At 66.3% G+C, this 19,906-nt stretch carries 20 protein-coding genes and 1 tRNA gene; 6 read left to right on the forward strand and 15 right to left on the reverse strand.

Translation table 11 applies throughout. The features are described 5' to 3' along the window. Window positions 1–109: 109 nt before the first annotated feature. Together FBZ90_RS03630 and FBZ90_RS03635 are read right to left on the reverse strand one after the other, a co-directional pair. Window positions 110–1,390: an EAL domain-containing protein gene (locus FBZ90_RS03630; protein ID WP_145729670.1), complete on the reverse strand. Its 1,281-nt coding sequence runs from the start codon at window positions 1,388–1,390 to the stop codon at window positions 110–112. Window positions 1,391–1,865: 475 nt separating this feature from the next. Next, window positions 1,866–1,940 (reverse strand) — tRNA-Gln (locus FBZ90_RS03635). A gap of 142 nt (window positions 1,941–2,082) precedes the next feature. Here FBZ90_RS03635 and FBZ90_RS03640 point away from each other — a divergent pair. Next, window positions 2,083–3,063 carry a peptidoglycan-binding protein gene (locus FBZ90_RS03640; protein ID WP_186455590.1) on the forward strand — a complete coding sequence of 327 codons (981 nt, stop codon included), beginning with the start codon at window positions 2,083–2,085 and terminating at the stop codon, window positions 3,061–3,063. Window positions 3,064–3,082: 19 nt separating this feature from the next. On the opposite strand, the gene FBZ90_RS03645 is transcribed toward FBZ90_RS03640, so the two are convergent. The 3 genes from FBZ90_RS03645 to FBZ90_RS03655 form a co-directional block, all read right to left on the reverse strand. After that, entirely contained in the window at window positions 3,083–3,979 is an 897-nt protein-coding gene (locus FBZ90_RS03645; RefSeq protein WP_186455591.1) for a 4-(cytidine 5'-diphospho)-2-C-methyl-D-erythritol kinase, read from the reverse strand. A 38-nt stretch (window positions 3,980–4,017) separates the two neighbouring features. Next, window positions 4,018–5,706, reverse strand: coding sequence for a tetratricopeptide repeat protein (locus FBZ90_RS28250; RefSeq protein ID WP_246130136.1), 1,689 nt, complete (start codon window positions 5,704–5,706; stop codon window positions 4,018–4,020). Window positions 5,707–5,873: 167 nt separating this feature from the next. After that, complete coding sequence (locus tag FBZ90_RS03655) at window positions 5,874–7,535, reverse strand: electron transfer flavoprotein-ubiquinone oxidoreductase (RefSeq protein WP_145729673.1); 1,662 nt, start codon at window positions 7,533–7,535, stop codon at window positions 5,874–5,876. 162 nt (window positions 7,536–7,697) lie between these two features. Here FBZ90_RS03655 and FBZ90_RS03660 point away from each other — a divergent pair, with 162 nt between their 5' ends. Then, window positions 7,698–8,612 carry a uracil-DNA glycosylase gene (locus FBZ90_RS03660; RefSeq protein ID WP_145729674.1) on the forward strand — a complete coding sequence of 305 codons (915 nt, stop codon included), beginning with the start codon at window positions 7,698–7,700 and terminating at the stop codon, window positions 8,610–8,612. 120 nt (window positions 8,613–8,732) lie between these two features. Continuing rightward, window positions 8,733–9,416, forward strand: coding sequence for an MT-A70 family methyltransferase (locus FBZ90_RS03665; protein WP_145729675.1), 684 nt, complete (start codon window positions 8,733–8,735; stop codon window positions 9,414–9,416). Window positions 9,417–9,418: 2 nt separating this feature from the next. On the opposite strand, the gene FBZ90_RS03670 is transcribed toward FBZ90_RS03665, so the two are convergent. The 7 genes from FBZ90_RS03670 to FBZ90_RS03695 form a co-directional block, all read right to left on the reverse strand. Further along, window positions 9,419–9,700, reverse strand: coding sequence for a type II toxin-antitoxin system RelE/ParE family toxin (locus FBZ90_RS03670; protein WP_145729676.1), 282 nt, complete (start codon window positions 9,698–9,700; stop codon window positions 9,419–9,421). Beyond that, window positions 9,697–9,924 carry a hypothetical protein gene (locus FBZ90_RS03675; RefSeq protein ID WP_145729677.1) on the reverse strand — a complete coding sequence of 76 codons (228 nt, stop codon included), beginning with the start codon at window positions 9,922–9,924 and terminating at the stop codon, window positions 9,697–9,699. The genes FBZ90_RS03670 and FBZ90_RS03675 overlap by 4 nt, the downstream gene beginning before the upstream one ends. Before the next feature lie 75 nt (window positions 9,925–9,999). Continuing rightward, complete coding sequence (locus FBZ90_RS27735) at window positions 10,000–10,152, reverse strand: hypothetical protein (RefSeq protein WP_186455592.1); 153 nt, start codon at window positions 10,150–10,152, stop codon at window positions 10,000–10,002. Between the two features lie 259 nt (window positions 10,153–10,411). Then, a complete protein-coding gene (locus FBZ90_RS03680) occupies window positions 10,412–11,605 on the reverse strand; it encodes a cystathionine gamma-synthase (protein WP_145729678.1) in 1,194 nt (397 codons plus the stop codon). A gap of 49 nt (window positions 11,606–11,654) precedes the next feature. Continuing rightward, the gene (locus FBZ90_RS03685) at window positions 11,655–13,070 is read right to left on the reverse strand and encodes a pyridoxal-phosphate dependent enzyme (RefSeq protein ID WP_186455593.1); all 1,416 of its coding nucleotides are present in this window, start codon (window positions 13,068–13,070) and stop codon (window positions 11,655–11,657) included. A gap of 137 nt (window positions 13,071–13,207) precedes the next feature. Further along, on the reverse strand, window positions 13,208–13,855 hold the full coding sequence (locus tag FBZ90_RS03690; RefSeq protein ID WP_145729679.1) for an elongation factor P hydroxylase: 648 nt from the start codon (window positions 13,853–13,855) through the stop codon (window positions 13,208–13,210). Next, entirely contained in the window at window positions 13,852–14,385 is a 534-nt protein-coding gene (locus tag FBZ90_RS03695; protein WP_145729680.1) for a dihydrofolate reductase, read from the reverse strand. Before FBZ90_RS03695 ends, FBZ90_RS03690 begins: the two co-directional genes overlap by 4 nt. On the opposite strand from FBZ90_RS03695, the gene FBZ90_RS03700 reads away from it, so the two are divergent. Together FBZ90_RS03700 and FBZ90_RS03705 are read left to right on the forward strand one after the other, a co-directional pair. Beyond that, complete coding sequence (locus tag FBZ90_RS03700; RefSeq protein WP_145729681.1) at window positions 14,366–15,253, forward strand: hypothetical protein; 888 nt, start codon at window positions 14,366–14,368, stop codon at window positions 15,251–15,253. The two genes, FBZ90_RS03695 and FBZ90_RS03700, sit on opposite strands and share 20 nt — an antisense overlap. 151 nt (window positions 15,254–15,404) lie before the next feature. Continuing rightward, a complete protein-coding gene (locus tag FBZ90_RS03705) occupies window positions 15,405–15,755 on the forward strand; it encodes a hypothetical protein (protein WP_145729682.1) in 351 nt (116 codons plus the stop codon). Here the strand turns inward: FBZ90_RS03705 and FBZ90_RS03710 are convergent. Both FBZ90_RS03710 and FBZ90_RS03720 read right to left on the reverse strand, forming a co-directional pair. After that, on the reverse strand, window positions 15,738–17,237 hold the full coding sequence (locus tag FBZ90_RS03710) for a serine hydrolase domain-containing protein (RefSeq protein WP_246130137.1): 1,500 nt from the start codon (window positions 17,235–17,237) through the stop codon (window positions 15,738–15,740). The genes FBZ90_RS03705 and FBZ90_RS03710 overlap by 18 nt on opposite strands. Window positions 17,238–17,369: 132 nt before the next feature. Continuing rightward, a complete protein-coding gene (locus FBZ90_RS03720) occupies window positions 17,370–17,885 on the reverse strand; it encodes a hypothetical protein (RefSeq protein ID WP_145729683.1) in 516 nt (171 codons plus the stop codon). A 288-nt stretch (window positions 17,886–18,173) separates the two neighbouring features. Between FBZ90_RS03720 and FBZ90_RS03725 the strand changes: the two genes are divergently transcribed. Further along, window positions 18,174–18,941 carry a COG4705 family protein gene (locus tag FBZ90_RS03725; RefSeq protein ID WP_145729684.1) on the forward strand — a complete coding sequence of 256 codons (768 nt, stop codon included), beginning with the start codon at window positions 18,174–18,176 and terminating at the stop codon, window positions 18,939–18,941. Window positions 18,942–18,957: 16 nt separating this feature from the next. Here the strand turns inward: FBZ90_RS03725 and thyA are convergent, their stop codons facing one another. Further along, window positions 18,958–19,848, reverse strand: a complete 891-nt coding sequence (gene thyA / locus FBZ90_RS03730; protein WP_145729685.1) for a thymidylate synthase — start codon at window positions 19,846–19,848, stop codon at window positions 18,958–18,960. Between the last annotated feature and the right edge of the window lie 58 nt (window positions 19,849–19,906).

Genomic DNA, 19,906 nt, shown 5'->3' on the forward strand with positions numbered 1-19,906 from the left:
GGCCTCGCCCCCGGCCGCGACCGGACGCCCGTTACGGGGCTGAAGGTGACACAGATTTGCCGGCGCGGCGATAATCTCGTTTTAACGGGCCTTTCCGAAATGGACCGGCTCAGTCGTCGTTCATCACCTGCGCCGTCTTCAGGGCGTCGCGGACCAGCACGCCCTTGCGCAGAATGTTGTCGATGACGCGGCCCTGCACCAGGCTGATGCCCATCTTCTCCGCCCAGATCAGGCCGGAAACGGTGCCGCAGCGGGCCAGGATGTACCGGCAGTTTTCCTGCTGCCGCACCTTTTCCTGCAACGCGTCGATCTCCTCCTCGCTCATGCTTTCCATGTCGGGGGACCAGATGATCTTGGCGTAATCGCAGGCCATGTATTCCAGGTCCATGTGCGTGACCCAGAAGTCGTTCAAGCCATCGATGCAAATCTTGTAGCCGCGGGTGGCGGCGAAATCGACGACCTCCTTGTACATCGAGACATTCTCGATCAGGTCGGTCTTGTTGATTTCCAGGATGACGTTGCCGCGCAGGTCCGTCGTCAGCCGCTCGTCGAACTTCACGAAGCTGGCCGACAGGATGGTCGACAGGTTCAGGTTCAGGCCCAGCCGCTTGCCGCGCAGGAAATCCACGCCGTAGTTCAGCGCGCGCAGGACGGATTGGTCGAGCTGCGAGGTGAAATAGCTGAACAGCCACCGGTTGGCGGTGATGTCGTAGCCAGGCGACAGCCGCTCCTCCAGCGCCTTGATGGCGATGTAGAGCTCGAAATACTCGTGCTCGTTCTCGGTGGGGTTCTGGATGTTCACCACCGGCTGGTTCAGCATGAAGGGCGACAGGTCGAACATCTGCACGGCGCGTTCGATCTTGCCCAGCTCCTCCAGCGTGATGGGGGGCTTGGTCTGCTCCACCGGGGCGTCGCCGCCCTCACCCTTCTGCAGGCCCTCGATGAAGCGGATGACGTTCACGAAGTTGAGCGACAGCTCCATGATCGAATAGAGGCTGTCTTCCCGGTAGGGATTCTGCTTCGTCATCGTCGTGCGCGACAGCAGCAGCTTCTCGATCTTCGAGCAGACATCGCTGATCAGGGAGAACTTGATGCCCTTGTACAGGACGATGACGTCATCGTTGGAAAGATTGAAAACCTGCAGGTAGGAGGAATTATCCGCCGTTTCCTGCATCGCGCGCTTGATGGACAGCAGGTCGAGGTTACTTTTGTCCTTCAGCAGGGACAAATGCAGATGAATGAGGCGCAAGCCCTGCAGTTCACGCTTCGCGGACTGCAACAGGGTCAGCAACTTCTGATCGTCGTATTCCGGCTTTTCAGGCAACGCCACGGGGCGTTCGCCGGGCTTCACCCGCACCCAATCCCGTTTTGGCGCATTCGGACGATTCATTTCATCTCCGCAACCGCGGGCTTCCAACGCCCCGGCCAACAACTAGCGCGCGCATCTCATTCCACCACGGACGGGCCGACGCGCTTAGCCCCCAAGTAACGCAAAACGGCTGCATGCACCGCGAACCGGGGGGTGGAACGCATCGCCGCCCCTTCTCCCAGACCGCTGGCGCACAACCTTACCTATCAGGATATCATGGCCGATACCGGTGCCAATTCAATATCCCGCTACCCTTCGGGATGGCGCCCGCGTAGGGAAAACCTATCCTTGCGGCAATATTACTTTGGAAGGGCCGCAGGCGATACATAAAATTTGACAAATTCTGACAGCGGACGCTCCGCGCACGCCTTTTCAAAGCATCGCGGAGTATTGGCTGGGGCCGTCGCCAATGACACCGGGGCGCTGGGCAATAATGCCACCGCAGGTAGCGCACCCCAGGCGCGCCACATCATGAATTACGCAAAAGAAAGGGAGATGGCTGGGGCGGGAGGGATCGAACCTCCGCATGGCGGAATCAAAATCCGCTGCCTTACCGCTTGGCGACGCCCCATCACCGGGCTTCCCGTCAGGGAGGGCGGCACCATAATCAGAAAGCCCGGCGGACGCAACGCCCCAAATCGCCCTTCGCGTCGCCGCTGGCACGCCGGCCCGGACATGGCACTATGACGGCCCCCTTCCCATGCGGTCGTCCCATGCCGTTCATCCTGCCCCTTCCAGCCGGCCGCCCCGCGCTGAGGCTAACCCCGCCCGCTGTCGCCGGGCTGCTGGCCCTGATGCTGGCGGGCGCGGCCCTGGCGTCACCCCCCCTGCCGGAATCGCCGCCGAAGGAGGCCGACGCCGCGCTGATGACGCTGGACAGCCGGGCCCGTGGCGGTGACGCCCAGGCACAGCTGGACCTGGCCGACGCCTACGGCGACGTCCCGTTCGACCGGGCTGCCGACGTGGCACGCGCCAGCGCCTGGTACCGTCTGGCGGCCACCGCGCGGGACGGCGCCATCCGCCGCCAGGCCTGCGCCGCCCTGGGCATGATCGAGGCCGGCGGCATGGGGTGGCCGGAGAACGTGGCGGCGGCACTTCCCTGGTACCGCTGCGCCGCCAAGCTGGGCGACGTCCAGGCGCAGTTCACCCTGGGCCTGCTGTATGACGAGGGGGTGGACGTGCCGCCGGATGGCGCCAGGGCCCGCGCCTGGTACCGCCGCGCCGCCCGGGGCGGCCTGGTGCTGGCGTTGGCACGCCTGGGCGCGCTGGCGGAGCGGACGGGCGACCGCGCCGGTGCCGCGCGCTGGTACGCCCGGGCGGCCGCCCAGGGCGACACCGCCGCCGGCCAAGCCCTGGCCCGGCTGCGGCGGGGCGGGCGGGCGCCGGAGCTGGTGGGTGTGGCCTTGGCGGCGCAGACGCAGGACCCCGCCACCGCCAAGCCACCGCCCAAGCTGGCGCCCGGGCAACCGCGCACACCGCCCCCCGCCGTCGACCGGGACGGCCTGCGGCTTATCCAGCGGCGTTTGCGCGACCTGGGGTATCTGACGGCGCCGGCGGATGGCCGCATGGGCGCCCACACCGCCAACGCCATCCTGGCCTATCAGGTGACGCACCCGGCACGGTGGGATGAATCCACGCCACCGCCGGACGGCTGGCCCAGTCGCGACCTGCTGGCACGCTTGGTGCGTTACTGACGCCCCACGTGGCGGGAAATCATTCCGCCACAACCTCGGCCGGCGGCACCTCCGGCAGCAACGCGGTGGCCTTGACCCACCAGGTGGGGCGCACACGGTTAATCAGCGCCGCGGCAGACGCCGCGGCTTCGACATCGGCATAGAGGCCGATGCAGGTGGCGCCGCTGCCCGACATGCGGGCCAGCAGGCAGCCCGGCGTGGCGTCCAGGGCCGCCAGCACATCGGTGATGGCGGGCGACAGGCTCTCGGCCGCGGCCCCCAGGTCGTTGCCGCGCGCCCGCAGCAACTGGGCGAAGTCCACGACATCGACGGGATCACGCTCCAGCCGACCGGCGGAGGACCAGGCCCCGGTGCGGGCGGCGAACACATCCTTGGTCGGCATGTGCACACCCGGGTTCACCAGCAGCAAGGCCGCCGGCGGCAGGGCCGGGCCCGCCACCACCTGTTCCCCCGCGCCACCAAAGTAAGCGGTACGGCCGAACAGGCACACGGGCACATCGGCACCCAACGTGGGCGCCAGTTCCACCAGGCGGGAATCGTCCTGCGGCACGCCCCACAACTGGGCCAGCGCCTTCAGCGTGGCGGCGGCATCGGCCGAGCCGCCGCCGATACCCGACGCCACGGGCAGGTTCTTGGTCAGGCGGATGGCGACATGCGGGTCGCGGCCCAGCACCTCCGCCAGGGCATGGGCGGCGCGCGACACCAGGTTGCGGCCGGTACCCTCCGCCACCAGGGTGCTGCCGAACGGGCCGTCGATGGCCAGGCTGAAGCCCGGCGCCTCGGTCACGGTGATCAGGTCGTGGGCGGTGGCGAACACCACCAGGCTGTCCAGCTCGTGATAGCCGTCCGGCCGCTTGCCCAGGACGTGCAGGTACAGGTTCAGCTTGGCGGCGGCGGCGGCACTTACCGTGGTCACGGGGATTGGTCCTTCAACAAATCTTGGGGGGCAGGGGTTTACTGCGCAGCGGCGGGGTCGCGCTTCAGTTTTTCATCCAGCGCGGCCTTCAGGCTGTCCTCCGGGTTCTCGCGGGCGGCGCGCTGCCATTGGTAGTGCGCCTCCAGCCGGCGGCCGGTGGCCCAGTAGGCGTCGCCCAGATGGTCGTTGATGGCCGGGTCGCGGGACTTCAGCTCCGCCGCGCGCTCCAGCAGGTCCACGGCGCCGGGGATGTCGCCGGCGCGGTACTTGGCCCAGCCCAGACTGTCGATGATGGCGCCGTCGTTGGGCCTCAGCTTCACCGCCTGTTCCAGCAACTGGCGCGCCTGGTCCAACTTCTCCCCGCGCTCCGACCAGGCGTAGCCCAGGTAGTTCAGAACGCCGGGCTGGTTGGGCTGCAGTTGCAGGGCGCGCAGCAGGTCCGACTCCGCCTCCGGCCAATGGCCCATCTGGTCCTGCACCGTGGCGCGGGCGTAGTAGAGGAACCAGTCGCCGCCGCCGGGCCGTCCGCCCAGGCGCTCGATGGCCTGGTTATAGGCGGCCAGCGCCTCCGGTAGCTTGCGGTCGGCCCGCAGCAGGTCGCCCAGGCGCACCAGGGCGTCGCTGCGGTCGGGCCGCTCCGCCGCCATCGCCCGCAGGATGCCTGCGGCCTCCTGCGTCTTTTGCAGGCGGGCCAGGGCGTCGGCCTGGCGCAGGCGGGCGGCCCACAACAGGCCCACATCCGCCTTGTCCCCGGTCTTCATGCCCAGGTCGGCGACGACGGCGGCGTATTCGGCCGCCGCCTCCGGGTCGCGGCCCAATTCCGTCAGCGTCTCACCCGCCAGCATGCGGGCGGGGGCCAGCGACGGGTCCAGGTGCAGCGCCAGGCGGGCGTAGAGCAGCGCCACCTCCGCCACCTTTTCCTGGTTGATGGCCGCCGCCACGTCGAACAGCGCCTCCGCCAGGCCTTCGGTGGCGTTGGCCACCATGCGGCCGGGGTGCGGACGGGAAAGCAGGGCGCGGGCGGCATCGCCCATGGGGCCCCGGGGATCGGCCTGCAGGATGGCCGCGACCGCCGCCTGCGCCAGGTCGGCGTGGCCCATGCGCATCTCGAAATTGGCGCGCAGCATGGCCACGCGCAGCACCTGGCCGCCATCGGACGCCTGGGCGTACCAGGTGCGCGCAGCCTCCTCATGGCCGGCCAGGTCCTCGATCAGGGCGGCGTGCAATGCCGCCATGGCCCGGAAGCTGGGCTGCGCCTCCAAGGGTTCCAGCGCCGCCTTGGCCGCCGGCCAGTCGCCCTTGCGCGCCTTGACCCAGGCGGTCACCAGCGGGCGCATGAAGGTTCCCAAGCCATCCTTGGGCAGCAGGTCGATGGCGTGCAGGGCGCCCGGCTCATCCCCCGCCGCGACGGCGTCGGCCGCCAGCAGGGTCAGGGCCACGGGGTTGCCATCCTTGGCCGCAATCAGGCGCTTGGCCAGCGGCAGCGCCACCTTGGTGCGGCCCAGACCGACATTGATCAGCACGGCGCGGCGCAGCAGGGTCAGGTCATCGGGGTCGGACTTGAGGCTGAGGGCCAGGAAATCGGCCGCCGCCGTCCAGTCCCCCGCCCCTTGCGCCACCTTGCCGGCGACGAAGGCGGCCAGCGGGTCGGGCCCGCCCGTCTGTTCCGGCGCCTTGGCCGCCCAGGCGGCACCACACGGAACCGCCGCCGCCAGCAAGCCCGCCAAAACCAATCCGGATGATGTCCGCCGCAAGAACCGCACGAGATTGCCGCCGTCTATTCAAGTCCCGATGCCTCAAGCTAATCGGGAAACGCGGCCGGAACAACCGCCCCGGTCACCCCACCCGGAAACGAAAAAGGCGCCCGGTGCGGGGCGCCTTTTCCTGAAACGGCTCACATATTGGGATAATTGGGGCCCCCGCCGCCCTCCGGCACCGTCCAGTTGATGTTCTGGGTCGGGTCCTTGATGTCGCAGGTCTTGCAGTGCACGCAGTTCTGCGCGTTGATGACGAAGCGCGGGTTCTGCCCGTTGTCGTCGCGCGTCACCTCGTACACGCCGGCGGGGCAGTAGCGCTGCGCCGGTTCGTCATAGGTGGGCAGGTTGAAGGCGATGGGAACCGTCGGGTCCTTCAGCTTCAGGTGCGCCGGCTGGTCTTCCTCATGGTTGGTGTTGGAGATGAACACCGAGGACAGGCGGTCGAAGCTGATGACGCCATCGGGCTTGGGATAGACGATCTTCTTGGCATTGGCCGCCGGCACCAGGCTTTCATGGTCCGGCTTGCCATGATGCTGGGTCCAGCCCACCAGGAAGCCCAGCTTCAGGTCGTTCAGCCACATGTGCAGGCCGCCCAGCGCCGTGCCCAGCCACAGGCCGTGCTTCAGGCTGGGCTTCACGTTGCGCACCTTGTACAGGTCCTGGAAGACCCAGCTCTGGCGCCACTTGGCCTCGAGATCCGTCAGCGCGTCATGGCCCTCGCCGCCCGCCGCCAGGCGCTCGAAGGCCGCCTCGGCCGCCAGCATGCCGGTCTTCATGGCGTTGTGGCTGCCCTTGATGCGGGGCAGGTTGACGAAACCGGCGGCGCAGCCGATGAGGGCGCCCCCGGGGAAGGTCAGCTTAGGCACTGACTGCAACCCGCCCTCGTTGATGGCGCGCGCGCCGTAGGACAGGCGCTTGCCACCCTCCAGGTAAGGGCGGATCAGCGGGTGCTGCTTGAAGCGCTGGAATTCCTCGAACGGCGACAGGTAGGGGTTGGTGTAGTTCAGGTGGACGACGAAGCCGATGGCCACCTGGTTGTCCTCCAGGTGGTACATGAAGGAACCGCCGCCGGTCTTGCTGTCCAGCGGCCAGCCCTGGCTGTGCAGCACCAGGCCCTGCTTATGCTTGGCGGGGTCGATCTGCCACAGCTCCTTGATGCCGAGGCCATACTTCTGCGGGTCCACGCCGTCGCGCAGGTTGAAGCGGACCATCAGCTCCTTCGACAGGTTGCCGCGCACGCCCTCGGCGAACAGCGTGTACTTGCCGTGCAGCTCCATGCCCGGGGTGTAGCGGTCCGTCGGCTCCCCGTCCTTGCCGATGCCCATGTCGCCGGTGGCGATGCCCTTGACCGAGCCGTCATCGTGATACAGCACCTCGGCCGCGGCGAAGCCGGGGTAGATCTCCACACCCAGTTCCTCGGCCTGCTGCGCCAGCCAGCGGCAGACGTTGCCCAGGCTGACGATGTAGTTGCCGTGGTTGTTCATCAGGGGCGGCAGCAGCGCATTGGGGATGCGCATGGAGCCGATCTCGGTCAGGATGTAGAAGCGGTCGTCGGTGACGGGGGTGTTGAGCGGCGCCCCCTTGTCTTTCCAGTCGGGGATCAACTCGTTCAGCGCGATGGGGTCGATGACGGCGCCCGACAGGATGTGGGCCCCGACCTCCGATCCCTTTTCGATGACGCAGACGCTGATGTCCTTGTCCGCGGCGGCGGCCAGCTGTTTCAGCCGTATCGCGGCCGACAGCCCCGAGGGGCCGGCGCCGACGATGACGACGTCATACTCCATCGACTCCCGTTCCATGTCCTGTCGCCTTCTTCTTCCCTGGTTACTGGTGCGGAGTTCCCGTGGCGTTTCGATGGGGACCCTCGCGGGATGGGTCCCACCGGGGGACGCGTCATTATTCGCGCGCGACCGCCCCATGCGGTTGATGAAGAAACACACCAGCGATGGTAGGGTCAAATCATGATTGACACGGCAAAAGCCGTCGCGGATCTGGCCTGGCTGGTCGAGATCGGTGCCGACGAAGCGATCAACGACCAGCCGACGGACTGGACCCAGGTGGCCAGCCGCAGGGCGCCTACTGCGCGCGAGGCCGGCCCGGCCCGGTCGCCGGCCAGCGCTCCGCCCGCCGCCGCCCCTGGCCGTTCCGCCACACCCCCGGAAAAAAAATCGCCCGCCCTGGCGACCGCCCCCGCCCTGGGCGGCGCCGACGCCCCGCCCGGCAGCCCCTTGGGCATGACCGAGGCCCGCGCCAGCGCCCGCGGCGCCGCCATGGCCGCCACCACGCTGGAGGATTTGCACAAGGCCCTGCTGGCCTTCGACGGCTGCCCCCTGAAGCAAACCGCCAGCTCCACCGTTTTCGCCGACGGCAACCCCAAGGCGCGCGTCATGCTGATCGGCGAGGCGCCGGGGGAGCAGGAGGACCGGCAGGGCAAGCCCTTCGTCGGGCCGGCCGGCGCGCTGCTGGACAAGATGCTGGCCGCCATCGGCCTGGACCGCCATGCCGAGGAACCGGACAAGGCGGTCTATATCAGCAACATCCTGCCCTGGCGCCCGCCCGGCAACCGCAACCCCACGGACAGCGAGATCGCTGCCTGCCTGCCCTTCATCCAGCGGCATGTGGAGATCGCGGACCCGGACATCCTGGTCTTCCTGGGCGGCATCTCAGCCAAGACCCTGCTGGCCAAGACGGAGGGCATCACCCGCCTGCGCGGCCGCTGGTTCGATTACGGCAGCCCCGGCCTGACCCGGCCCCTGCCCGCTCTGGCCCTGCTGCACCCCGCCTACCTGCTGCGCAACCCGGGCGCCAAGCGCGAAACCTGGCGGGACCTCTTGTCCCTGCGGGAGAAGCTGCGGGGCCTGCCGCCGCGCCCCTGAAGCCACCTCCCAGAGGAGGAACCCCAAGCGGGGCGGGCTTGCGTTTTGGCACACCCTTGTTCTATCTATGTTCCCAGGTCGATGATTGACGGGCCGGTCCGCAATAGGCAGCATGGCCCCATGACTTCCCCGCAGCATTCCTCCCCGTCCCCGGCGCAAGATCTGGACCCGGCGCGCGACCTGTTGGCCGTGGCCGGCAAGAAGCGCTTCGCCACCGTGCTGGCCGACCCGCCCTGGCGATTCGTGAACCGCACCGGCAAGATGGCGCCGGAGCATCACCGCCTGTCGCGCTACGGCACCATGTCGGTGGAAGAGATTTGCGCCCTGCCGGTGTCCAACGTGCTGGCCGATACGGCGCATCTGTACCTCTGGGTGCCCAACGCCCTGCTGCCGGAGGGGTTGCAGGTCATGCAGGCCTGGGGCTTCCAGTACAAGACCAACCTGGTGTGGCACAAGCTGCGCAAGGACGGCGGCTCCGACGGGCGCGGCGTGGGCTTCTACTTCCGCAACGTCACCGAACTGATCCTGTTCGGCGTGCGCGGCAAGAACGCCCGCACCCTGGACCCCGGCCGCACCCAGGTGAACTACCTGGGCACGCGCAAGCGCGAGCATTCGCGCAAGCCCGATGAGCAGTATGACCTGATCGAGGCCTGCAGCCCCGGCCCCTATCTGGAGATGTTCGCCCGCGGCGCCCGGCCCAAATGGACCGTGTGGGGCAACCAGGCGGACGACAGCTACGAACCCACCTGGGACACCTACGCCCACAACTCCGCCACCCAGCGCCGCGTGGCGGCGGCGGAGTAGGCTCAGTCTTCGCTCAAGCGCCGGGCCGTGTGGCGGAAACCGTGGATGACGATACTGTCCCCCACGACCTGATAGAAAATCAGGTAGGGGTACGGGGTGGCCACCGCGCGTCGAATGCCTGGGCGCTTCGTCAGGCGCCCGATATAAGGGCGGGCCGCCAATATGGCGACAATATCCTGAAGTCTGCGCTTGACGTTCAGAGCCCCCGACGGCGAGTGCTCGTCAATATAATCCAGTATGGCCGCAAGTTCGGCACTGGCTGCCCGCGTATAACGGATCTTCATAGACCGTGCTTGGCCCAAATCTCCTGAATGTCCTCATCGCTGGCGAACTCCCCACGCTCAGCCTGAGCCAGCGACTCCTCCAGCCCCGCCATTTCCTCATCCGTCAATTCGACCGCCGCCTGATCCAAACCAGCAAGTTGGAGAAGGACATGAGCGAGTTCGTCTTGAACCGCATCCGGCAAAACGCGCACCGCTTCAACGGCTTGTTCAAGTAAGCGGGTCATTGCCCATACTCCGGAGGATGCCAAGCTCCCTGAAGATGGCATCGACGCCATGCGGTGTCGAGACGCGGGCTCGGTTCAGCGCCCCCGCCGTCCCCAGAACAGGCCGGCCTTGCGGCCGGTGGCGCGGGTGGCGGCTTGCTCCTCCAGAAAGGCTTGCTCCAGCGCCGCGATCTGCTCCGCCGTCAGGCCCAGGGGCAGGTAATCGATGTCGGACGCGGGGTTGGCCACGCGTCCACCGGGGGCGCCCCGATGAGCGGGGGCCCGCTTCGCATCAGAACCGAACAGACGCCGCATCGCCTAACCTCAAGCCAAACCGCCAAACATCGACCGGTTTCCCGATTCCGGACCGAGTCCCCGGGACCGATTTTCATGGGCATGATGACAAAACAACAGCCCATGGGATGCCGCGTTTCGCCAGCAAAGACCACGTGGCAAAAGGTTAGGCTGCTACAACTGACAGGCCTAGCCGCCAGGCTAGGCCACAAGATTAGGTCAGGGTAGCGCTGAGGGCGGCGTCCAGGTCGGCGATCAGGTCGTCCACATCCTCGATGCCCACCGACAGGCGCACCAGCCCGTCGTCGATGCCGGCGGCGGCCCGCAGCTCCGCCGGGATGGAGGCGTGGGTCATGATGGCCGGATGCTCGATCAGGCTTTCCACCCCGCCCAGGCTTTCGGCCAGGGAGAACAGCTCCGTCCGCTCCAGGAAGCGCCGAGCCGCCTCCAGGCCGCCTTTCAGGCTGACGGAAACCATGCCGCCGCCGCCCCGCATCTGGCGCCGGGCCAGCGCGTGCTGCGGATGGCTGGCCAGGCCGGGATAGCGCACCCCCGCCACGGCCGGATGGCGCTCCAGCCATTCGGCGATGGCGGCGGCGTTGGCGCTGTGCCGTTCCATGCGCAGGGCCAGGGTCTTCAGGCCGCGCAGGGCCAGAAAGCTGTCGAAGGGACCGGCCACGGCGCCCACGGCGTTCTGCAGGAAGCCCAGGCGGTCGGCCAGCTCCCCCTCCTCCCGCACCACGGCGACGCCACCCACCATGTCGCAATGGCCGTTGAGGTACTTGGTGGCCGAATGCACGACGATGTCGAAGCCCAGTTCCAACGGCCGCTGGGCATAGGGCGTGGCGAAGGTGTTGTCGCAGACCGAGATGAGGTTATGCCGCCGGGCGAAAGCGGCCACCGCCTCCAGATCCACCAGCTTCAGCAGCGGGTTGGTCGGCGTCTCCACCCACAGCAGGCGGGTGTCGGGGGTCAGCGCCGCCTCCAGCTTGGCTGGGTCGGTCATGTCGACGAAGCGGGAGGTCAAGCCCATGGAGCGCTTGCGCACCCGTTCCAGCAGGCGGTAGCTGCCGCCGTAGAGGTCGTCCATGGCAACGATGTGGCTGCCGGCGTCCAGCAGTTCCAGGATGGTGGCCTCCGCCGCCAGGCCGGAAGCGAAGGCATAGCCCCGCGCCCCGCCCTCCAGATCCGCCACGCAGCGCTCATAGGCCATGCGGGTGGGGTTCTGGCTGCGGCTGTACTCATAGCCCTTATGGACGCCGGGGCTTTCCTGCACATAGGTGGAGGTGGCGTAGATGGGCACGGTGATGGCGCCGGTGCTGGGGTCCGGCTCCTGCCCCGCATGCACCGTGCGGGTGGCGAAGGCCCGTTGGTTGGAGAGGGGACGGTTGTGGCTGCGGTCGGCCATAGGGATTCCTTGGGGATGAAAGCGGGGGCGCGGGACAGGATGGCGGGCGTCAGCCCAGCTGCCGGCGCAGATGGTTCAGCAGGTCGACGCGGGTCAGCAATCCTAGGAAGGCGTCGCCCTCCGTGACCAGGGCCACCATGTTGCGGCTGAAGATGGCGTCCAACGCGCTGATGGGGGCGGTCACCGGCACGGTTTCCAGGCGCGAGGTCATGGCCGCGCGCACCGCCTCGCGGAAGCGCGACGGGTCGGGCTCGACATGCAGCAGCAGGTCGGACTCGTCCAGCAGGCCCACCACGCGGCCGCCCTGCATCACCGGCAACTGCGACACGTCGGAGATGCGCATGCGCTTGTAGGCCGTCAGCAGGGTGTCGTCGGGGGAGACGGTCACCACCTGGCCCTTGTCCACCCGCCGGGTCATGAGGTCGCGCAGGTCGCCCGTGCGTTCGCAGGGCAGGAAGCCCTGGTCCGCCATCCAGCCGTCGTTGAACATCTTGGACAGGTACTTGTTGCCCGTGTCGCACACCAGCGTGACCACGCGCTTCGGAAGCGTCTGCGCCCGGCAATAGCGCAGGGCGGCGGCGAACAGCGTGCCGCTGGAGGAACCGCCCAGGATGCCCTCCCGGCGCAGCAGCTCGCGCGCCGCGTTCAGGCTTTCGGCATCGGGGATGGTGTAGGCGTCCTCCACATACTGCAGGTCGCAGTTGGGCGGCACGAAGTCCTCGCCGATGCCCTCCACCACCCAGCTGCCGGGCTCATCATGCCGGCCCGTCTTCACCAGGTCGCGCAGGATGGAGCCCTGGGGGTCGGCCAGCACCATGCGGGTGCGCGGGCTGGCCTGCCGGAAATAGCGCCCCAGGCCGGTCAGCGTGCCGCCGGAGCCCACGCCCACCACCACGGCGTCCAGGCGCCCGTCCATTTGGCGCAGCAGCTCCGGCCCCGTCCAGCGCTCATGCGCCGCCGGGTTGTCGGGGTTGGCGAACTGGTTCATATAGACCGCCCCCGGGATCTCGGCCGCCAGCCGCTCGGCGATGTCCTGGTAATAGTCGGGATGGCCCTTGCCCACGTCGCTGCGCGTGACATGGATGTCGGCCCCCAGGGCCCGCAGGTGGTTGATCTTCTCCGCCGCCATCTTGTCGGGGATGACCAGCACCAGGCGATAGCCCTTGGCGGCGCAGACCAGGGCCAGGCCCAGGCCGGTGTTGCCGGCCGTCGCCTCCACCACCGTGCCGCCGGGCTTCAGCCGGCCGGACCGCTCCGCCCCCTCCACCATGGCGAGGCCGATGCGATCCTTGATGGACCCGCCGGGGTTCTGGTTTTCCAGCTTCAGGTACAGCTCACACGGGCCGGTGTCGATCTTGGTGACGCGGACCAGCGGCGTGTTGCCGATCAGGGACAGGATGGCGGGGCCATCCGAGGTGTTCTCTGCTGACGGGATGGGGGCGGGCGACGCGTGCGCGATCGACATGGGGCAACCCTCTCGGTCTGTTTGTTAAGCAAAACAGTGACCGATGGGCGGGAGGCTGGCAATCCCCCGTCTGTATAGACCCCTGGGACAATTGCGCCGGCCGGAAAGTCTTATTGCTTTTGCCGCAGCGCAAAATATTACAAGCTTGCGACGCGCCGCTTTACTTCGAAATGTTCTGGCGGAATGGGGCGGTAATTCGCATCAATCAATCCGCGACTATGCAAAGTGGCTAGATTGTCGGCCAGATTGTCGATGCAGGCGGCGCGATCCCAGCCTTCCAGCCAATTCTGCTCCAGGAAGGCCATGATGGCGGGCTGGCCCAGCTCCACCTCCCACAGGATGCCGATGAGGGAGGATAGGGCCTCCTCCTCGATCTGGGTTTCCTGGTCGACGCAGATGGCGGCGTTGGCCTCATCCACCCGGCCCGTCTCCGGCCCGGCGCCCAGGCCGAAATCGACCAGGCCCCGCCGCTCCGGCGGCGCCACCAGCCAGTGGCCGATCTCATGGATCAGCACATAGGACTCGCTCTGGGTGCGGATGGCGCGGCCGTCCCAGCTATAGGCCTGCATGGGCAACTCATCGATGGTTTCGATACCAAAACGATGGGCCAGCGCGATGCCGTCCGCGCGATGCTGCGGCGTGTCCACGCCCAGCGGCACCAGGTCCAGGGTGCCGGCGATGCGCTCGAACACCTCCGCGACCAGCGGGTCGGCGCCGGACAGGCGGCCGCGCAGGTCGGCCAGGATGGGCGGCAGCTCCTCCAGGGGAATGGGGGTGAGGATCATGCCCGCTCCAGCACCACGAAGCTATGCGCCGGGGCGGGATCGGCATCCACCTCCAGGGCGGGCACATCGCGCCGCGACACCTCGCGCCATTCCGCCCGGTCGAAGGTGGGGAAGAAGGCGTCACCCTCGGGCGACGCGTGCACCTCGGTCAGGTACAGGCGGTGCGCGGTCTTCAGCGCGGTGGCGAACAGCAGCTCCCCGCCGATCACCATGACCTCGGGGGCGCCGTCGGCCGCCGCGATCAGGCGGGCCTGCTCGATGGCGGCGTCCAGGCTGTGGCAGACCACGCCGCCGTGGGCGCGGTAGTCCTTCTTGTGCGTCACGACGATGTTGGTGCGGCCCGGCAGCGGCTTGGCCCCGATGCTCTCCCACGTCCGCCGGCCCATCACTACCGGCTTGCCCAGGGTCATCTCCTTGAAATACTTCAGATCGCCCTTCAACCGCCAGGGCAGGCGGTTCTCCACCCCGATGACGTTGTTGGTCGACACGGCGGCGATGAGGGCCAAGGGAATGGGCGCGGAATCGGGCATGGGATCAAAGGGCCTGGCTGATGAACGCTCAAGGCCTGCGGTTTTACGGCAATCGGGCGCCGGCGAGAATGCGGAAGATCAAGGGGCGGGGGTGCGTAAATCTGATCATCGTCGCCGGCCGCGAAAATATGAGATCATTGATGCGACCCACACCCTTAAAATACGAGGGGATGCCATGAATCGGAAAGAAATCGAGACAATAGCACATCTATCAATCAGAGAAATTCTCTCAGATTTTCGCAGAAGTTCGGAAATATTGAATTCAGATTCAATAAATAAAGAAAAATCATATTTGCTGTATGAATATAGAAAAGGATGGGAGAGAACAAGAACGTGCCTGACACCAGGATGCTCTAACCACACCATCAAATCACATACTGTGCAAAAAAATGGCCCACTTAAATCTGTGAGTTATAATAATTACGTAATTTCTCCGGAACTAACGTTCAACGGACCCGAGATTCGCAGGGTCAGCCTTGAAAAAGCATCGACGTTCCAGGGGTTTTGTCGTCATCATGACGAGGTTTTGTTTAGTGGTTTTGAGAAACGATCGAATATATCTAGCGGACATGACATTGCGATGCAATCGTATAGGACCATATGCCGAGAAATAACACGCATAAAATATAACATTCAACGAGATAACTACAATATACCACGCCTCAAGCGCGCAATGATAGCCAAGATCAGCGAAATGTCCTTTGAAATAGCAAAATCATCAAATCCCGATATTCAAAATTATAGAGATGATTTCCAAAAAATAGTGATGTCGAATTCTGATTATTTATTATACAGATTATCACATCACCTTTCGGACAGAACAAATAAAAAAAACATTAGTTATGGAGAACCTAACAAGAATCTATAGGAATTTTAGAAAGCAATTAATGTGGCCCAACATAATGAGAAATCAGGTTATCATAAGACCTAGCATAATTAATATTAGGCTCCCATTTTCCTTTTCGTCAACCAGGGCAATTATAAAAGATGAAGGATGTGGCAATCAGAAAATGGCCACAATGACGATTTCCACAATACCACAAGACAAAACAACATTAGTAATCATTATAAATCACAAAAAAGATGATAGCGCAATAGATTTGGCGTTAAGGAATCTATCAATAATTGACAACGATAAGAAAATCAACCAGCTGCGTCTATATGATTTCATAGAGGAATTTATGTTCAAAAGCTCAGATCATTGGTTTGTAGATCCGAGACACTGGGAAGCTGTGGACAAAGAAAAGAAAGAATATATAAGAAATCTTATAAATAATCCAAACAGCACCATGAGCGATCATTGGATAGGGACAATATTTGAAGAAACTCGGAAGTCCTTGAGCAAAATCACATTATCTACCACTCCTTAAAATTAGCAGACGCCGCTCCGCGTTCTGGTTCTTCGGGTCCAGCTCCAGGGCGCGCTGATACGCCAGAATGGCGGCCGGCTTGTCACCGCTGGCCGCCAGCGCCTCGGCCAGGCTGTCCTGGGCGTTGCCGCTGTCGGGGTAGAGGTCGGCGGCCAGCTTCAGGATGGCCAGCGCATTCCGGGGCTGGCCGTTGCTGAGCAGGCGATAGCCCCAGTCGTTCAGCTCCGCCTCCTGCAAAGTCGCGCCCGGCTCGCGCGCCTGCAAGGCGGCGTAGAGGGCCGGCACCTGGTCGAAGCCGTGGCGCTGGATGTCCACGCGCAGGGCGGCCAGGCCCGCCAGCTTGGCGCCATAGAGGGCGGCCACCTGGTCGATCATGTCCTCAGGGAAGGCGCCGGACAGGTTGGTCAGGATGACCACGCCCACGTCGTCCTCAGGATAGAGGAAGAAGGCGGAACGGCCGCCGCCGGTCATGCCCACGACGCGATGGCCGCCATGGTCCAGCACCTCCCAGCCCAGGCCCCATTGGCCGGGACGGCCATCGTTGAAGGCGGCGGGCGTCCACAGCAGGCGCAGGCTGTCGGCATCCAGCAAGCGGCCCTCAGACAGGGCGATCATCCAGCGCGCCATATCCTCCGCCGTGCTGTCCAGGCCGGAGGAGGCGCGGTGCATGGGGCGGAACAGCTCATAGACCGGGTGGGGCGTTGCCACCGGGGCGCCATCCGGTCCCCCAGCGGGATTGGGCGCATAGCTGTTGCGGTAGCCGGCGGCCTTGCCGGGCGTGACCATGCTGCTGTCGCCATAGGCGGTGTGGGTCATGCCCGCCGCCTCGATCTCCCAGCCGATGATGGACGTGTCGGGCGGCTGGCCGGTCAGCCTGTCCACCACCCGCTGCACCAGGGTGTAGTTGGTCTGGCAGTAGTCGAAACGCTCACCGGGCGTGAACTTCAGGGGCTGGGCCTGCACCCAGGCCCAGATGGCCTCACCCCCCACCCGCTCATCCCGGTCGCCGGGCGCGCGGTTGATGTCGGGCAGACCGGACATGTGGGTCAGCAATTGGCGGATGGTGACGGGGCGCCAGGCGACGGGCAGGTCGTCCAGGTACTGGCCGACGGCCGCATCCAGGTCCATCCGCCCGGCCTGGACCTGACGCATCGCGGCCACGCCGGTGAAGGCCTTGGTGATGGAATTGACGGCGAAGATGGTCTCGTTCGTCACCGGCACCGGCGTCTGCAGGTTGGCCACGCCATAGCTGCGCGACAGCACCAGGCGACCCTGCTGGATGACAGCCACCTGCAGGCCGGGAATGCCCAGCGCCCGCATCTGCCCCTGCAGGAAGGCGTCGACCTGGGCCGCCACCGTATCCACCGCGACGGCGGCCGGCGGCGCCCGGTTTGCGGCCACCACCGCCTTGCCCGTGCCGGCCAGGCCGGCCATGGGCATCCCCAGCAGCAGCACCGCCGCGATCCCCACCCGTGCGCGCATGATCCGTCCCCGCATCGTTCGCTCAACGGGCGTCATGCTAGCAAGGGCGGGACGGGGTGCGGAGGGCCACTCCGGTGGCCCCAAGGCCGGCACGATCGGCCCGGACGCACCCGGGAACTCAGAGCGTGCGGGTCAGACCTCCTGCAAGGCCAGCAGGATATGCTTCCACCCCTGATAGCCCGAGGTGGGATCGGAACTGCGGCCCTGGCTTTCCAGGCCCCGGATGGCCTGCTGGGCCGTGTCGACGTAATCCACAGGCCGGTTGTCGATCTGGGCGCGCTCCGCCGCGGTGAAGGGGACGAATTCCCCATTGGGGCCGACCTTGCCGATGGGCCCGGCCATCTGCAGCATGCCCATCTCGGTCAGGTCGATCTTGCCGGCCTTGGCCAGTTCCTTCGAAGCGGCGATCATCTGCTTGCGGGTCATGTGGTGATAGTCGACAGCCTTGCTGTCGTCCGCCTTGGCGCCGCCGGCGCTCGTGTCCTGGCCGATGACGTCCTTCGGGGCCGCGCTGGCCGGCGCGGCGCCATTTTGCGCCGGCGTCTGGCCCAGCGGCGTGCCCCGCACCATCCCCTTACTCAGGCCCATCTGGCCCAAACCCATCTGGCCGAGGCCGGCGTACAGGTTGGATACCGAACTGACCGTCACTTTCGCCCCCTTTTCATCGGTGATGACAAAAGTGCAAGCACCCACCGTGCCAGACAGCGGCGATCCGCCGCCCCGCTGGGGAATACGGGACGGCTCTCTCTTTCAAGACGCGAAGCCGGCCGGGCAAAAGGGGGGCGGGCCGGCAGAATCCGCCCCCTAGCTAGGCAGAAATTGCCGATCGCGGCAGGCCAAAATGCCGCACCTCCTGCCCCGCCCTTGTCCCGGTCGCCGGGCTCAGGCTGCATGCGCGCACCCATAACCGCCGCCTAAGCCGCCGCCGTGACCGCCATGCCCAAGACAAACGCCCCCAAGACCGACGACGCCGCCAAGGTGCCGCAGGTGACCCTGATGTTCTGGGTCATCAAGATCGCCGCCACCACCCTGGGGGAAACGGGCGGCGATGCCGTCACCCTGTCCATGGGCCTGGGCTATCTGGCCGGCACCGCCGTCTTCGCCGTCGCCTTCGCCGCCGCCGTGGCGGCGCAGATCGGCGCCCGCCGGTTCCATCCCGCCCTGTATTGGCTGACCATCCTGGCCACGACGACGGTGGGCACCACCCTGGCCGATTTCGCCGACCGCTCGCTGGGCATCGGCTATGCCGGCGGCACGGCGCTGCTGACGGGCCTGCTGGCGCTCAGCCTCACCGGCTGGCGGCTGGCGCTGGGCACGGTTTCCGTCGCCAGCGTCACCGGCGCCCGGACGGAAGCCTTCTACTGGGTCACCATCCTGTTTTCCCAGACGCTGGGCACGGCCCTGGGCGATTGGGCGGCGGACAGCGAGGGGCTGGGATATGGCGGCGGCATCCTGGTGTTCGCCGGCCTGCTGGCGCTGGTGGCGGCCGCCTATGCCTGGACGTCCCTGTCGCGCACCGCCCTGTTCTGGGCGGCCTTCATCCTGACCCGGCCCCTGGGCGCCGTGGTGGGCGATTTCCTGGACAAGCCGGCGGACGCGGGCGGCCTGGACCTCAGCCGCTACGCCGCCTCCGCCCTGCTGCTGGCCTTCGTGGCCGCCTGCCTGCTGCTGGTGCCACAGCGGCCAGCGTCAAGCCGGCACTGAGCCACCCACCACCAAGTCACACCGCGACATCGGCCTTGATGTGCGGGTGGGGGTCATAGCCGGTGATCTCGAAATCCTCGAAGCGATAGTCGAACAGGCTGTCGGCCTTGCGCTTGATCACCAGCTGGGGGAAGGGCCGCGGCTCACGCGTCAGCTGCTCCTCCGCCTGGGGGATGTGGTTAAGGTAGAGGTGGACGTCCCCGCCCTGCCACACCAGGTCCCCCACGCCCAGGCCGCACTGGTGGGCCAGCATGTGGATCAGCAGCGCGCCCTCGCACAGGTTCCAGGGGAGGCCCAGCAGGGTGTCGGCGCTGCGCTGGAAGATCAGGCCCGACAGCTTCCCGTCCGCCACGAAGAACTGATAGGTCATGTGGCAGGGCGGCAGCGCCATGGCCGGCAGGTCGGCCACGTTCCAGCCGGTGAACAGCAGGCGCCGGCTGGTGGGGTTGGTGCGGATGCCGTCCACCAGCTCCTGGATCTGGTCGATGACCTTGCCGTCCGGCCCCTGCCAACGCCGCCACTGCTTGCCATAGACGGGCCCCAGGTCGCCCCACTGGGCGGCGAAGGCGTTGTCGGCCAGCACGCGGGCCTCGAAATCCTCCTGGGAAATGTCCTCGCCCGTCTTCTTGCGGTAGTTGGCCAGCGGCCAGTCCGTCCAGATGCGCACCTTGTTGGCCAGCAGCGGGCGGATGCTGGTGTCGCCCGACAGGAACCACAGCATCTCGTGAATGGCCTGGCGATGGAAAATCTTCTTGGTGGTCAGCAGGGGGAAGCCGGCCGACAGGTCGAAGCGCATCAGCTCCCCGAACAGCGCCTTGGTGCCCACGCCGGTGCGGTCAACCCGCGTCGCCCCCTGGTCGATCAGGCGGCGCAGCAGCGACAGGTACTGGTGTTCCGGATGCGCCATGGCGGCCCCCTCGCAGGTGCGCGCCGGGTGGCCCGGCGCTGTCAACGGTGTCCCTACA

It is taken from the genome of Nitrospirillum pindoramense (assembly GCF_007827955.1).
GTDB classification, from domain to species: Bacteria; Pseudomonadota; Alphaproteobacteria; order Azospirillales; family Azospirillaceae; genus Nitrospirillum; species Nitrospirillum amazonense_B.